Raw genomic sequence first — 15,285 nt, 5'->3', positions numbered from 1 at the left:
GGCGGGTCGCGATAACGGGGTGCCCGGCCGATCGTTCGTTTTCGGGATGCGGAAGGTTCAGGAGCCGGTGGGCCGCCGTGTCGCAGCACTGCTTCTGGCAGGGCTTAATGATAGAAACGTCGCCGCCGCTTCGGCGGGTGCGATCGAGCCCGCTGCAAACTGCGGCACGCCCGACGGATCTTCCGACCAAACGCTGTTTCTGCCGGCGGCCTTCGCGGCATAAAGCGCGGCGTCGGCGGCGGAAATGATCGCGTGCACATCCTCGTGCCGGTCGGCAAAGGCAATGCCGATGCTGACCGTTGCCGACAGCACGCCCTTGGTCGTGCTCAGCCGGCGCGCTTCGAGCGCGGTGCGAATGCTGTCGGCAATGGCGATCGCGTCGGCGCGATCCGCCTGCGGGAGGCAGGCGGCGAATTCTTCCCCGCCCATGCGCGCGATCAGGGCGTCACGCGGCACGGCCTTCGAGAGGATCCCGGCAAATTCCACGAGCACCTGGTCGCCCACCGCATGGCCGTAGCGATCGTTGATCACCTTGAAGTGGTCTATGTCGAGATAGAGCAGTGCTCCCTTGGCCGGTTGCGTGGCGAGATGGGTCTCCAGCTGCGCAAGGAACGAACGGCGGTTCGGCACACCCGTCAGCGCATCGGTCTCCGAGGCGAGCTTGTAGCGTTGCTGGGTTCGCTCCTTGACCATGGCGAAGAAGGCGAAGCCACCGGCGAGGCTGTGAAAAAACAGCTCGAAGGTCAGCAACTGGTACCAGAGCGGCTGCGAAGTTCCCGCGGCCGTGTTGCCGGCGAGCGGCCAGATCAGGATCAGCGGGATGCGGGCGAGATAGAGCAGGCCATGGGTGGCGAACACGAAGGCGACGATGTAGGAGCTCGGGAGCTTGCGGAAATTCTCCGAGCGGAAGATCTCGTGCGCGATCAGCGCCGAATAGGCGAAGATCAGGATCGAGTAGAGCACGATCCGGCTTGTGACGCTCTCGCGAACATAGTCTGAAGAATAGGTGACGACGATCCACAGGAGCGGCCCGATGAGCGCGGAGGCGATCTTGAGCGGCTGATTGTCAAAGGCGCGCAAGCCCAGCCAGATCATCGCGAGCCCCAGCACCGCGAGCGCGTTGCCGAGCGAGATGGTGATGAAGTTGTAGCCGTCGCCGCGCAGCGTCAACAGGACGAAGCCGACTGCGCCGATGGCGAAGGCCAAGGACCACAGAAGCAGTTCGAGGCTTTTGCGCTCCTGCCGCCAGGCAAAACCGAAGAAAGCGGCGAAGATCACCAGCGTTACGAACGAACTGAGCATGATCGTCGGGGTATGCAGGATGTCCACCATCGTCTCCTGATGTTCGCGCGAAACCATGCCCGACAAGCGTAAAGCTTTCGCAAATGACGGCATTCGGCGGCCTGTCCGGCACCGGGCAATCTGCGCCAAAACGGCGGTCGCGTAGGCAGGAAACGGGTTGAATTCGGCGGCGTCCTGCACGATTTTTGAGGGTAGACGTACAAGTGGAGGCGAGGCCGATGGGTCAGGCGATGCATCGTTATTTCATCTTTGAGACCGTGGCCGGTTTCTGCGGCATCGCCTGGAACGATGTCGGCATCACGCGCTTTCAACTGCCGACCGGCACGCTAGAGGCGACCGAGCGGCTGTTGCTGCGGCGGCTGCCTTCCAGCGAGGCGTCGGAGCCGACGCCGGTAATCCGGGCGGCGGTGGAAGCCGTGCGGCACTACTTCGAGGGCAGGGAGGTTGATTTCTCCGGCTTCGCGGTGGATCTGCAAGGCCAGGATGAATTTTTCCTGCGCATCTATGCGGCCGCGCGGGCGCTGCGCTGGGGCCAGACCACGACCTATGGCGCGCTTGCCAAGGAATTGGGTGTCGGGCCGGAAGCAGCACGCGATGTTGGCCAGGCCATGGCGAAGAACCCGGTATCGCTGATCATCCCCTGCCACCGGGTGCTGGCCGCCGGCGGCAAGATCGGCGGGTTTTCAGCGCCGGGCGGTTCGACCACCAAGACGCGCATGCTCGAACTGGAAGGCGTCCATTTGGAGGAGCAACAGGCCAAGCCCGCACAGCAGTCTTTCGGCTTCTGAGGTGAGGCTGCTCCAGCGCGTGGCGCCCAAAGCCTGTCGCGTCACAAAGGATTCACACGCCAGACAAAGCTCTTGTTTTTATGCGTCTCGTTGCCGCAAGACCGATGCACAGTTTTGCGCGACATGCATTAGCCTTTGGAGCGCTGCTCGGCCTCGCGTGCGTAAACCGCGAGGAAGGCCTTCCCCATCAGCGAATTCTCGTTCTCGATGCTCTTTCGCAGGACCGCGGCCCGAATTGCCTGAATGGCCCGGTCGTCGGGTGCGGCTGCGCTGGCGAATTCCACGAGTTGCACCGCGAGGCGAAAATTCCCGGCCTCCGATAGGTGCGTGGCCCGCTCCGCAAGCTTTTCGGCGCCGCCGGCAAGAGCGGCCAGTTCCGATGCGAGATCGGCAGTCCTCGGCGGCTTGAGATGGGCCGCGTCACCATCGAACCAGCCGGCATAGAAGTGATAGATGCCGCGGACGAGGAATTCCGGGTCGTCGTACTTCGCTGCCAGATAGGGCTTGCCCAGATATGCCTCGGGCACCTTCACCGCATGCAGAACCGCGTCGAGGCTGGCGCCCCTGTTGAGGAGCGCGAGCGTTTCACGCACGAGATGCTCGAGCGCCTCTGCCCCGTGGCGCAGCATCTCGGCCGCGCGCTCTTCGCCAAAGACGACGGGACCGTGACCGGGAATGAGGACCGCCGGAGCGAGCGCCTCCATCCGCCGAAGTGCCGTCGCCCAATCGGCTGCATAACGCTGCACCTTGCGCGGATTGCCGGCGTTCGGAAACACCCAGATGACGAAATCGCCGCTCGCAAGGACGCGTCGTTCCGGCAGCCAGACGAACGTGGCATCGTCGGTTTCGCCTCTGCCATGAAAGAGTTCGATCCGCTCGCCACCGACGGACAGTGACAGGGTATCGTCATAGACCGCGTCCGGTCGCCGCTGACCGATTGGGTAGATGTAGCCCGGTTTGTTGAACTGCTGGCTCTGCGCGATGCTGTTGTAGCCATGCGAAGCCTCGTAGCGCTCCATCCGCCGCTTCACGTTGCGGTGGGCGACGATCCGCGGGCGCGCTAGCCCACGCGCATCCGCTTCCTGGTCGATAACCGTGATCCCGCTGGTATGGTCGATATGGCCATGCGTGAAGATGACGGTGTGTATGGGGCTGTCGTCCCAGGAGCGTATGACGTCGAGGGTCTGCTTTGCCGTTTCCGGCTTCGCGGTGTCGATCAGGACCAGACCTTCGCTGGTACGGATGGCCGTCACGCTGCCGCAGAAGTAGGTCGTGTGGACGGTGATGATGTTGTCGGCGACATGGGTGATGGCGCCGTGCGAGACCGCGGCGGTCCATTCTTCCATCTGAGCCGTGCCGTCCCACAGACGCTCGAACAACGGATCGTGTCTCATGGTCTTTCTGTCCTCGAAGCAATCGCCGACAGCTTTAGCATTGCCGGCCGTGGTTGGAAGCCGGCACGTGTGGTCTTGTGGACATGCCTCAGGTTTTGGGCTGCATCATCTGAGACGGTCGCTCATTGAAGAAGCTTGAACAGCTTGCCCAAGGTGCCGCTGTCCTGCGCCGGCGGCTCGGCTTCTGCAGCGGGTTGCTGATCCGGCTGCGGCGTCTCCGGCGCGGGCTGTTCCACCGCCGTGTCGGGCGGAACTTGCCCATCGACGGGCGGTGCCGCCTCGGGCTCGGTGCCGCCACCGCCGATGATCTGCTCGATGGAGAGCTCGCTGCCTTCGTCCTTCGGCTGCTTGCCGATCGCACCGCTGAGGATGTCGCGAAGCTTTCCTCCCTTGCCGTCCCCGGACAGAAGCTCATCGAGCCCCAGCTTGCCGGTCGGCAATCCGAGCTTCTTCAAGGTCGAAAGCGCGGCATCGGGGTTTTTCAAAAGGCCCGAAAGGTCGGGATAGATGCGCGGAGCGGCAAACGACCCTTCGATGACGACTGGCACGCCGATGCCTTCGGTGGCGATGTCGGCACCCTGGCCCTGCAAGGATGCGACCACGCGCGGATCGAGGCGGAAGTTCAACTGGTCCTCCGGCAGGTTTGCCTCGCCTTTGCCGCTCATCCGCACGAGGGGGCCGACGAGCTTGATGTCGTCGGTGCGCGCAACGCCGTTCTCGATGGCAAAGGATGCCCCGAGTTCGGTAAAGCCGGTCGCCTTGTTGTCGTTCTGCTTGAAGCCGGAGGACATCAGGCCGACGAGATTGTTGTAGACGTCGGCAACGTCGATCCCGCGAATGGCGCCGTCGGAGAAACGGACCTCAGCCGTGCCCTTGAGCGATCGCTTGAGCGTGCCGGTCGTGCCGCCGGCGCCTGCAATGTCGAACGTCGTCTGCAGCGCGCCTTCGAGATGCTTGAAGTTCGCAAGGTCGGTGAGCAGTGGTGCGGCCGAGGCGCCCGATATCGAGGCCTTCACGGCGATAGACGGCTCCGTGCCGGATCCGTCGGCGGTCAGGCTCGCGGCCACCTGGCCGCCATAGAAGGGGCTATCCGGAATGTCGAGGTTCGCAATGCCCTCGGAGATCTTCAGGGAGGTTGCGACCGGCCCGGCGACGACGCTGCCGTAGGCGAGCTTCTCGGCATCGACCTTGATGGAGGCATCGATGGAGCGAAGCGCGGACAGGTCCAGCGGAGCATCCGTGGCAGGGCCTCCGCTTGATTTGCCCTTGGCCTTCGCCTGCGGCGCGGCCGAAGGCGCGCCAGCCAGTCGCGCGAGGTCAAGTTCCTTGAAACGGAGCGCGCTCGAAATTTTGAGCGGTGTCCCGAGTTCGACCGCGCCGTTGCCGCTTCCCTCGACCCCGTTGACCGAGAGCGTGGCCTTCTGGAACGCAACGCCGGCAGTGCTTGCCTGCACGTCGCCATTGAAGGCGAATTGTGCGATGCCGCCCGCGTCGGCCTGACCGATCCAGGCAAGAAGCGCCCGCAGGTCTGCGGCCGCGAAGTTCACCTTGCCGGCGTAGCTGCCCGCAAGCGCCGCCTTGCCATCCAGCGCAAGCGTCGCTTCCTTCGTGCGCAGGTCGAGCTTCAGCGGGATGTCGCCCGCACGGGCATTGGCGTCCATGAGCAGGTCGCGGACCGGTAGGGTAAGATCGATCTCGGCCGGTTTGCCCCGCCACACGAGGCTGCCCGCAAGACGCATTGGCTTGGCCAGGCCCTCGATCTTGAGGGCGAGTTTCTTTGCCTTCACCTCGGCCATGGCCGGATCGGCGATGCCGGGAATGACGATGGTCGCGTCACGCAGGCTTGCGCCGCCGGTCACGTTGATCGTCTTGCGCACAGAGTTCGCGCTTAGTCCGCGAAACGCGAAGGCCGTGTCCATCGTCACGGTTCCCGACAGCGGTACCGATTGGCCGGCCAGAGCCGCGAGTTTGGAAACGTCGAGCCCGTTGCTGACGACGCGGCCCTGGAAAATCGGCTCGGCGGCGCCGACGTCGGCGGCGAGATCGGCGGCAACACTGCCGGCGTCGATGCCGAGATGCTCGAGCCGCCCGGTCAACTGCCCGTCCTTGAGGGTCGCCGCCAGCGCGACGTCGGATGCGGAAATGTCACCAACGGCAAGGGCGCCGACGTTGACGCTGATATCGGCGTCAAAACCGGCCAGCGCCTGCAGGCCTGCAGCTGCCTTGGCCTTGTCCGTCCGGCCTGCCGGTTCCTCGGGCTGCGAGGAGGGTGCGGCCGTCTCGCCGTCATCGAGAAATGCGCTCAGATCCAGCCGCTCGGCGTTGAGGTCGGCGAGGAACCGCGGACGGCTGCCCGGCACGAACAGCGCGTCGAGCCCGAGCGCTTCGTCGCCGATCGTAAGCTTGCCGCCGCGGATCTGGTATCCGCCGTTGGCATTCAGCGCCACCTGGCCGCTGGCGGTCAGTTCGGTGAGCCCGGCCGCAAGCTGGGGCTCGGCCTCCAGGGAAAGGCTGAGTTCGGCAGGCTTGTGCTCGAGCAGCGGACGCAAAGGCGAAACGGCAAGCGTGACATCGTAGCGCCGGCCATCGACGCCGGCGCTGGCCGAGAGCGACAATTCGCCATCGATATCCGGAACGGCGAGCGTAAGGTCGAGATCGCTGACGACGTCGACCGAACCGCCGGCGCCCTCCTGCCGCAGCGTTCCCTCGCTGATCGAGATCTTGTCGATGGCGCTTTTCTCGAGGAAGGCGACGAGGGCGGCGAGCGGATCGCGCGTTTCGCCCGTGCTCGCCTGTCCCGCCTCAGCTCCCCCGTCTTGCGCAGCCGCTGCGGCCTCTGCCTTCGGCCGCAGCGCCACGACAGGGCGTACAAGCCTTACTTCCCTCACGTGCAGGCGGTCGGACCATAGCGAGGAGAGCGTCACGGAGCCCGCGACTTCGCCGATCTCGGCGGTCATGCCGTCGGCATCGAGCGAGACGTTTTCGGCCACCACCGCCAGATGCGGGACGACGGAAAGTCTGACCGGGCCGTTGAGCGCGATCGCGCTGCCGGTCGCGTTCGAGAGTTGCCGTCCCAGCTCGGCGCGCATCCAGTCGCTCGAAACGAAGCTGGGCAGGATCATGACTGAAACGACAGCGAGGACGCCGAGCGCCAGCAGGCAAAGAAAGAAACGCCGCATGTTTCCCCTCGTTGCGAAAGCGATTGATTCGGTATCGTTTTCCAGCGCGCGCCGTTTTGCAACTCCTGCGGCGATCTGCCTTCTCGTCGTACGGTTGCGCTATCGCGCGCCGACACCCTTTCCGGCGACGGCTGCATCGCCCATCTCGACGGCTGTACTCTCGGCCACGGCTGCCGGAGCGGCAACCGCGCGCGGACGATGCACGAGCGTGACCAGCACGAACGACAGGATCATCAGCAGATACCAGGCGCCGAGCTTTTGCACGGAGACCAGCGTCCAGCCGGCATGCTGCGAGGGATAGATCCAGGCCCGCGACCAGGTGCCGATGTTTTCGGCGAACCAGATGAAGAGGGCGACCAGCAGGAAGCCCACGAGCAGCGGCATGCGGTGGCGAAAGCGGAAGACGCGATAATGCACCGTGGTGCGAAGGAAGAGGATCGCGGTCAATCCGAACAGCGCGTAGCGAAGGTCGATGATGTAGTGGTGGCTGAAGAAGTTGACATAGATGGCAAGGGCCAAAAGCAGGGTCGCGATGAACGGCGGATAGTTGCTGTAGCGCATGTCGAGAATGCGGGTCACGCGCGCCAGATAGGAGCCGACGGCGGCATACATGAAGCCCGAAAACAGAGGCACGCCGCCGATGCGGAAGAAGCTTGGCTCCGGATAGATCCACGAGCCGACGGAGGTCTTGAAGATTTCCATCAGCGTGCCGACGACGTGGAAGATCAGGATGACCTTGGCCTCGGCGATGGTCTCGAGTTTGAAGACGAGCAGTGAGATCTGGATGGCGATGGCGCTCAGGAACAGGAAGTCGTAGCGGGCGAGACCACTGCCTTCGGGCCAGTAGAGTTTCGTTGCCAGCATCAGGGCCAGCATCGCGCCGCCGAAGAGGCAGGCGAAGGCCTGCTTGATGCCGAACACCAGAAATTCAGTCAGGCCGCCAAGGAAGCCGCTTGCCGGAAGCCGGTCGAGCACGCCATGCGCCGCAGCGTCGATGCGCGCCTCAAGGCTCGTAAACCGCCTCTCCTCGGGTTGTCCAACCATCCGCATCGCCTCCTGCTGCCGTCGCTGCTGCGATGGCCTGACAATGCGGTTGAATTGTGGATGGCTGGAAACCGGGCCGTGTGGAGGTGGCTGCCGCGCATCCGCCACCGGCGGCGGCAGCAGGATTGCGGCATGCCGTCGTCTGCGCTCGTGGCGGGTGATCAGCGCGGGAAGGCGTAGCGGTCGACGATCGCCCAGATTTCCCGGTTGACCTCCTGCAACTGCTCGATCACCTCGTTGATCCGCGCGATCTCCGCCTCGTTGATCTGCTCGATCTTGCCGTACTTGATCGTGTCCTTGCTGTCGAAGATCGCCATCAGTTGCGTGCTCGCCTGATCGCCGGTTTCGTCGAAGGAATAGATGCAGTGGCTGTACTTGTTGCGGAGTTTTGCCTGCCGGCCAAGCTGTTGGGTAATCGAAAGAATTTCCTGCCGCTGCGCGGCAGGCGTCTTTCCCATCTTGGTCAGCCGCTCGACGAGTTCGATGCGGGCCCGCGTCGTGTTCAGCGTCAGGAAGATGACGATCGCGGTTTCCTTGTCGACCCGGGCGAGGCCGGCGATGAGGTAGATGAGCAAACTCTCCGTATTCGTCCACGTGTAGTTGAGTTGTCCGATTAAGAGGAGGATTTCGTGAAATCTTGCCATGGGCCTTCCAGTGCTCGCCGGTTGCCAAATGCCACACCACTGCTCGTCAGAATACTGCATTCCTGCGTCCAGTAAATTCGTTCTGACGATGGTCGCGCAGGCCCGGAAATGCGGCGCTCTGGCCCTCTCCGGCGCGTGGCCAGCCGTCGGTTGACGGCCATATTTTGCCTAGCCCACGGGTGAAGGTTTCTGCGTCTCGTCGCTAGCCCGCGAAGGTTAGCCCGAACTGACAACTTACAATGCGTGTCGGTTTTAGACAGAGTCTCCTCTGCAACCGGCGAGCAGGACGCACTCAGGCCCCCTTTGGGCAAGCTCTGCATCGAATGGAATACCCAGTTGGGAACCTGTTCCGGTCCTCTCGACCAAGTAAGGGGAGAGGCAACAAAAGCGATCAAAGTATCGACAGATGGGCGACTAGGCGCCCGGAGGAAAACACCGTTACTGAGTTCAACAAGTCCAACATGTAGCCCGCGCATGGCCCAAATCCGCGTAAGAGAAGAATGCGGCTCGGCTGTCGCGGCCTCAACTCGAGGTAATCGTCATGAGTAAGGACAAGAATATCCTGTGGCCATGGGATGACAGCCAGTCTCAAGATCAAGACCAGGGACAAGGACAGGGCCAAGGTCAGGGACAATTGCAGGCGGAGCTGCAAGGCCAGCTTCAGGGACAAGGCCAGGGCCAGGGGCAAGACCAGGGACAAGGCCAGGACCAAGGTCAGGGCCAGGATCAGGGACAATCGCAGTACAGCGAGTCCTACAACGGCAATCTCAACGGCAACGGCAATCTCAATGGTAACGGCAACGCCAATGCCAACGGGAACGGCAACCTGAACGGCAACGGCAATGCCAACCTGAACGGCAATGGCAATGCCAACCTGAACGGCAATGGCAACGCCAACCTCAATGCCAACCTCAACGAAAACAGCACCCATGTCGACGTCGACAGCAAGACGACCGTCGACGTGGACGTCGATCTCGATCTGAGCGGCTACAAGCCGTCCGACGACGACTTTGCCGATATCGACAACTCCTCGATCCACGGCATGGCGAACACGAGCTTCAAGGACATCCTGAACGGCTCGATGAACGGCAACAGCAACGTTGCCAACGTGTTCAGCCAGAACGCCATCATGTCGGATGACGATAGCGCCTCTGACATCAACAACAGCGGCACGCTTAACCAGAACGGCAACGCCAATGCCGGCGACGCCCGCTCGGGCGACGGCATTCAGGCCGGCGCAGACGGTGGTGAAGGCGGAAGCAAGGCCTATGCCAACGGCGGCGACGGCGGCGATGGTGGCCATAGCGTCGGTGGCTTCGCCGGCGCTGGCGACGGCGATGGCGGCGACGCAGACAACAATGCCGATGCGACCGGCGGTGCCGGCCTTGGTGGCATTGCAGCCAGTGTTGGCGTTGGCGGCGGCAGCTCCAGCGGTGACGCAAATGGCGGTACGGCGACAGCCGGTGCCGGTGGTGCAGGTGGTGCCGGCCTCGGCGTCGGCCTCGGTCTCGGTGTCGGCCTTGGTGTCGGCGCGGCAGCCGGCGGCGACGGCGGCAGCAATGGTGCCGGCAACGGTGGCACAAGTGGCGACGTCACGAGCGGCCCGGCAGGATCTTCGGATGCAGGTGACGGCGGCGATGCCGGCGGCTTCATCCTGCCAATCCTGAATCTCGGTGGCGACGGTGGCGACAGCAACGGTGGCAACAGCGTAGCGGTTGGCGATACCGGCAGTGCTGACGGTGGTGATGCCGGCGATGCTGGCGACGGCGGCGGCGCTTTGGGTGCTGGTCTTGGCGCGGGTGCTGGCTTCGGCGCCGGTGCAGGCGTCGGCGGTGCCGGCGGCGGTGGCGGCGATGCCTATGCCGGTGGCGGCTCTACGGGTGACTCGACCGGTGGTGACGGTACCGGTGGTGCAGCGACCGGTGGTCACGGCCTCGGCGGCCTCGCGCTCACGGGTTCGTGGGCAGCCGGCGGCGACGGTGGCGATGCCTACGGTGGCCATGCTCTCGGTGGTGCCGGCGGTGCCGGCGGTGCGGGTGGCTTCGCGACGAACGGTGATGGCGGTGCAGGTGGCAGCGCCGGCATGTGGGGCTCGTACAATGGTGACGACAGCTTCGTCGAAGGGCTCTCCTCGGCTTCGGCAGACGCAGTCATCGACACCAACGCATTCAACCAGCAGATCGTGCTCGGCGCGAACCTGCAGGGCAACACGATCGACATGACCGTCGTTGGTGGTGATTACACGACCACTGCCGTTGGCGACGACGACAACACCTGATCGGTGAGGGGGCGTCGATCCGCGTCTCGCGGGATCGACCCGAGAATGACTGCGCGGGAAGTCTCTCGCGCAGTCAGGCAGGACCCGCCAAGCTGGCGGGGAGTGCCGACGACAAGAGGAGGGCCTGACCTTGTATTCCGCAAAGATCACCGAGGCCATTGCCCATTTCATCGGTCTCTTCGAACTCTCTACCGAAGAGGCGCGTCTGCGTGAAATCCATGAGAAGTTCGACCCGGATCGTGACGTCCACAAGGATCCGAAGGAGCTCGTTTCTGCGCCGGTCAAGGTGCACGCACCTTACGATCTCGACGACTTCAACCCCGACGTCCCGTACAAGCCGGTCGGACCGGACATCTTCATGCCGATACCCGACGGTTATGCTGGTGTGTCCTTCCCCGAATACCCGATTTTTGGCGGCTCCTTTGGCCGCGCCAGCTCGGAAGCCTTCCTGCAGGGCGCATCGCCGAGATCGGCCACGCAGGTGGTCGAGCCGCACATCAACCCGCCGGGCTCTGTGGTGGTCTACAGCAACCAGATCGCCGAGCTTTCGGATAATGATTTCGTCAGTGTCGGCGGGCATGGCCTGGCGTCCAGCCTGCAGATCGACAATAGCGCCACGATGGCCGAACTCATCGATGCGACGCAGAATATTTCGCTGCTCGGCGAGACGGATGTCGCCGGCTCCAGTGACGCGATCGCCAGCCTCGTTGTCGGCACGGCCGAGAGGCTTGAGGCATTCTCCACCGGCGGCGAAGCGGAGGCCGGGGGGCTGAGCGTCACCCATTTTTCAGCCAGGGCCAGCACGCTCGAAGGCATCTATGTGAACGGCGTGATCGTTGAGGAAGCGCCGGTTCTCAAGGATCACCTGCCGGACCCGGACGAGGCTTCCGATGCGCCGGACGAGCCCGAACTGTCGAACGACGGGGTCGAAGTCGAGGGCGGCATCGCCTATGGCGAGGGTGCCGTCTCGGTCGACACTTCGGTTGAGCTGGAAGCGGGCAGCAACACGCTGGTCAACTCCGTCGTCATTACCAGCGACTGGCTGCAGGCCGAAGTGCTGGCGGTGGCCGGCGACCACGTCGAACTCAACGCGATCGTTCAGGTCAACACCCACTATGACAGCGACCTCGTCAGTTCCGCGCTGAGCGGCAACAATATTGAGCAGCATGCTACCCAGGCGTTCAACATCGCCATGTTCAAACATGTCGAGCCGGCGCAGACGACGCATGCCGACACCGCCGACTTCCCCAAGGTCTGGGCCATCACCGAGGTCAAGGGCGACCTGATGATGGTGAACTGGTTGCAGCAGTTTACCTTCATGTCGGACCAGGACACGGCGATCCTCGCGGCTTCGGGCTCGAAGCTTTCGATCGTCGGTGGCGACAACACGGCGGCCAACCAGATATCGCTGCTGGAGCTCGGATACCGCTTTGACCTGATCTTCGTCGGCGGCAGCGTCTTCGACGCCAACATCATCCAGCAGACGAACATCCTTCTCGACAACGATCTGATCGGTGCCGTCGGCGGCTTTCACACCAGCGGTGCCGGTTCGGTCTCGACCGGCGGAAACCTGCTTTGGAACTATGCCGGAATCGTCGAAGCTGGCAGTGCAGGCCCGGTCAATCCGATGTCGGACGGTTACCTGTCAGCGCTGCAGGATCTGTCGGAAGGCAAGAAGCCGTCGGGCGACGACTTTCTGCATGATCCTGCCTTTGCCGGGCTGAATGGCCTGAGGGTGCTCTACATTTCCGGCGACCTCATCAGCCTCAACTACATCCAGCAGACCAACATTCTCGGCGACAGCGATCAGGTGACGCTGGCGATGAACGCGCTCGAGGCGCGCCCGGATGCGGACTGGACCATTTCCACCGGCTCGAATGCTCTGCTGAACTATGGCGGGATCGTCGATGTCGATACGGGCAAGACGATCTATGCCGGCGGCGGCGCCTATTCGGACGAGGTGCTCATCCAGGCGGAGCTGGTCAAGAACGATCCCTATCTCGGTAGTCAGAACCCGGATGCGCTGGTCAGCGAAGCGGTCGTCTTTCTCGGTGACGACATGCTCACTCCGGATTTCGGCCACCAGCCGCAGGATCAGATCTCGCCGAGCCATGGGCACGGCATCGATACGGCCAGTGCCGACCCCATGCACAGCATGGTCGCCTGATGGGAGTGCGGGAGGATAGTCATGACCGACCGCACCAATCCGTCTCGGCCAGTGTCTGCCGAAACCGGCGCCGATGCCGCTTCGCGTGCGGAGGAAAACGGAACACGGCCGGAAGCATCCGGCGCCGACGCCGCGCGACGGCAGCTTCTGCGCAAGCTCAATCATCAGGAACACGTTCTGGACCGTGCTGTTAGGGAGATCGACGGGGTGGCGGACCAAATAAGAAGAGTGGCGGCAAACGGCGCCGGCGAGGATGGCAACTGGACCCCTTCACCCGTTTCGCCTCTTCCCGGATCGGGCGTTGCCGCAAGACCGGTACAGATCACCGGTCCGACACCCGGCCTCGCACCGGCGCGCGCTGCTGCACCGGCCGCACCGATCGGGGTCGCGCAGGCGTCACGCGCACAGATGGGAACGCCACGGGCGGATGCCGCTGAGACGGTCAACGTCACGTCGCGGCCGTGGCCTCCAAAGACCGAGCCCGTGGCCAGACCCGAGCCGGCTCTGCGCGGCGAGGCGACGGTCGAGCGCCGCCCGTTGCAGGAGGAACCAAAGCCGGAACCCTGCATCGAAAAGCCGGTCGGAAAACCGGTTGCCTGGCCGACCGCGGAGATGAAGGAGAGATATTCGCCTTCGGGCATGGTGGTGATCGAAGCCGACCGTGGGCCGATCAAGGCCGAGCCGCGGTCGCCCGACAAAGGTGGCGGATCGTCCGACAAGGGCGGCGGCGGAGGCGGTGGAGGGGGCGTGTTCCACAAGCGCCTTGGCCCGGTCGATTTTTCGGCGAGCCTCAGCGCTGGTCTCAAGGCGATCCGGCAGAACCTGATGATCGTCATGCTGTTTACGATCGTCACCAACATCCTCGTGCTTTCGATCCCTGTCTATCTGTTCCAGATTTCGGACCGGGTGCTGACCAGCCGCTCGGTCGACACGCTGGTGATGCTGACGGCGATCATCGTCGGCGCGGTGCTGCTGCAGTCGGTTTTCGACGCCATTCGCCGCATGATCCTGATGCGCACCGCCGTGGAGGTGGCCGCGCAACTCGGCGCGCCGATCCTGAGCGCGGCAGCGAGAGCCGCCCTGCATAGCAACGGGCGCGAGTACCAGACGCTTGGCGACCTGCAGCAGCTTCGCTCCTTCCTCGTCTCCGGCACGCTGCTTTCGTTTCTCGATGCGCCGATCGCGCCGCTCTTTCTGGTGGCGGTCTTCCTCATCCATCCGCATCTCGGGATAATCGTCGTCACCTCAGCCGTTCTCCTCCTCATCGTTACGCTGTTGAACCAGAAAGCGACGGCTGCGGCGTTCGGCGAAGCGACCAACTTCCAGACCAAGGCCAACCTTCACCTCGATTCGATGTCGCGCAACTCCCAGATCATCAACGCACTGGCGATGATCCCGGAGGCCGTGCACATCTGGGGCAAGGACATGGCCGGTTCGCTCAAGGCCCAGGTGATGGCGCAGGACCGCAACATTGCCTTTGCGTCGCTGTCCAAGGCGGTGCGCCTCCTGACGCAGGTGACGATGCTCGGTTGGGGTGCCCATCTCGCCCTCAATGGCTCGCTCACCGGTGGCATGGTGATTGCGGCCTCCATCATCGCGGGCCGCGCGCTTGGACCTATCGAGGGCGCGATCGAGGGATGGAGCCAGGTCATCCAGTCGCGTGCTGCCTACGGGCGCATTTCCGCGCTGCTGAAGACGTCACCGCTCAATTTCGAACGGTTGAAGCTGCCGCGGCCCGAAGGGCGCCTTGATGTCGAGCGCCTGCTTTTCGTTCCGCAGGGCACCAAGCGCGTGGTGCTCAACGGCATTACCTTTGCGCTGGAGCCCGGCGATTCGCTTGCCGTGATCGGGAGTTCCGGTGCCGGCAAGACGACGCTCGGCAAGATGCTGGTTGGATCCATCCTGCCGACGTCGGGCAACGTCCGGCTGGATCTCATGGACCTGAGAAACTGGGACCAGCGGCAGTTCGGCGAAAGCATCGGCTACCTGCCACAGGATGTGCAGCTGTTTCCCGGCACGATCAAGGCCAACATCGCCCGCATGCGCGAGGATGCCACCGACGCCGACATCTACGCCGCTGCCAAGCTTGCCGATGTTCACGACATGATCGCCATGCTGCCGCACGGATACGAGACCGTGGTGGCCGCGGACGGCTCGCCTCTATCGGGCGGCCAGAAGCAGCGCGTCGCCCTTGCCCGCGCCTTCTTCGGCAACCCGCGCATGGTTGTGCTCGACGAGCCCAACTCCAATCTCGATACCGCCGGCGAGGCGGCGCTGACGCGGGCGCTGACGCACGCCAAGCGCGAGAAGATCACGGTTGTCACCATCACTCAGCGACCGGCGCTTTTGAACAGCGTCGACAAGGTTCTGCTGCTCGTCAACGGCACGGTGGCGCTCTTCGGCATGCGCCAGGACGTTCTCAAGGCACTCGCTTCGCGTGGGGTGAATACCGAAGGCAACCCGCTCGAACAAAACCAGCTTCCGTAGGC

At 63.7% G+C, this 15,285-nt stretch carries 9 protein-coding genes; 4 read left to right on the top strand and 5 right to left on the bottom strand.

From position 1 onward, the window contains the following. Nucleotides 1-57 precede the first annotated feature (57 nt). Complete coding sequence (locus IB279_RS14375) at nucleotides 58-1,329, bottom strand: GGDEF domain-containing protein (protein ID WP_192339314.1); 1,272 nt, start codon at nucleotides 1,327-1,329, stop codon at nucleotides 58-60. A gap of 203 nt (nucleotides 1,330-1,532) precedes the next feature. On the opposite strand from IB279_RS14375, the gene IB279_RS14370 reads away from it, so the two are divergent. After that, the gene (locus tag IB279_RS14370) at nucleotides 1,533-2,090 is read left to right on the top strand and encodes a methylated-DNA--[protein]-cysteine S-methyltransferase (protein ID WP_375292947.1); all 558 of its coding nucleotides are present in this window, start codon (nucleotides 1,533-1,535) and stop codon (nucleotides 2,088-2,090) included. Between the two features lie 128 nt (nucleotides 2,091-2,218). On the opposite strand, the gene IB279_RS14365 is transcribed toward IB279_RS14370, so the two are convergent. The 4 genes from IB279_RS14365 to IB279_RS14350 all read right to left on the bottom strand — a co-directional run bounded on the left by IB279_RS14365 (nucleotide 2,219) and on the right by IB279_RS14350 (nucleotide 8,351). After that, nucleotides 2,219-3,484, bottom strand: a complete 1,266-nt coding sequence (locus tag IB279_RS14365; RefSeq protein ID WP_082566288.1) for an alkyl sulfatase dimerization domain-containing protein — start codon at nucleotides 3,482-3,484, stop codon at nucleotides 2,219-2,221. Between the two features lie 122 nt (nucleotides 3,485-3,606). Beyond that, entirely contained in the window at nucleotides 3,607-6,663 is a 3,057-nt protein-coding gene (locus IB279_RS14360; RefSeq protein WP_192339313.1) for an AsmA family protein, read from the bottom strand. A gap of 99 nt (nucleotides 6,664-6,762) precedes the next feature. Continuing rightward, nucleotides 6,763-7,707, bottom strand: a complete 945-nt coding sequence (locus tag IB279_RS14355) for a DUF817 domain-containing protein (protein WP_113506100.1) — start codon at nucleotides 7,705-7,707, stop codon at nucleotides 6,763-6,765. A gap of 161 nt (nucleotides 7,708-7,868) precedes the next feature. Next, complete coding sequence (locus IB279_RS14350) at nucleotides 7,869-8,351, bottom strand: hypothetical protein (protein WP_051659098.1); 483 nt, start codon at nucleotides 8,349-8,351, stop codon at nucleotides 7,869-7,871. Between the two features lie 541 nt (nucleotides 8,352-8,892). Between IB279_RS14350 and IB279_RS14345 the strand changes: the two genes are divergently transcribed. The 3 genes from IB279_RS14345 (at nucleotide 8,893) to IB279_RS14335 (ending at nucleotide 15,283) form a co-directional block, all read left to right on the top strand. Then, entirely contained in the window at nucleotides 8,893-10,629 is a 1,737-nt protein-coding gene (locus IB279_RS14345) for a hypothetical protein (protein ID WP_113506101.1), read from the top strand. Nucleotides 10,630-10,759: 130 nt separating this feature from the next. Beyond that, nucleotides 10,760-12,796, top strand: coding sequence for a type I secretion protein (locus IB279_RS14340; RefSeq protein ID WP_246801948.1), 2,037 nt, complete (start codon nucleotides 10,760-10,762; stop codon nucleotides 12,794-12,796). A 21-nt stretch (nucleotides 12,797-12,817) separates the two neighbouring features. Continuing rightward, on the top strand, nucleotides 12,818-15,283 hold the full coding sequence (locus IB279_RS14335; protein ID WP_192339312.1) for a type I secretion system permease/ATPase: 2,466 nt from the start codon (nucleotides 12,818-12,820) through the stop codon (nucleotides 15,281-15,283). Nucleotides 15,284-15,285: the final 2 nt, after the last annotated feature.

This window comes from Ensifer sp. ENS06, assembly GCF_014852205.1.
GTDB lineage: Bacteria > Pseudomonadota > Alphaproteobacteria > Rhizobiales > Rhizobiaceae > Ensifer > Ensifer adhaerens.
The sequence above is the reverse complement of the archived record's forward strand: the minus strand, read 5'-3'. Positions and strand labels throughout refer to the sequence as shown.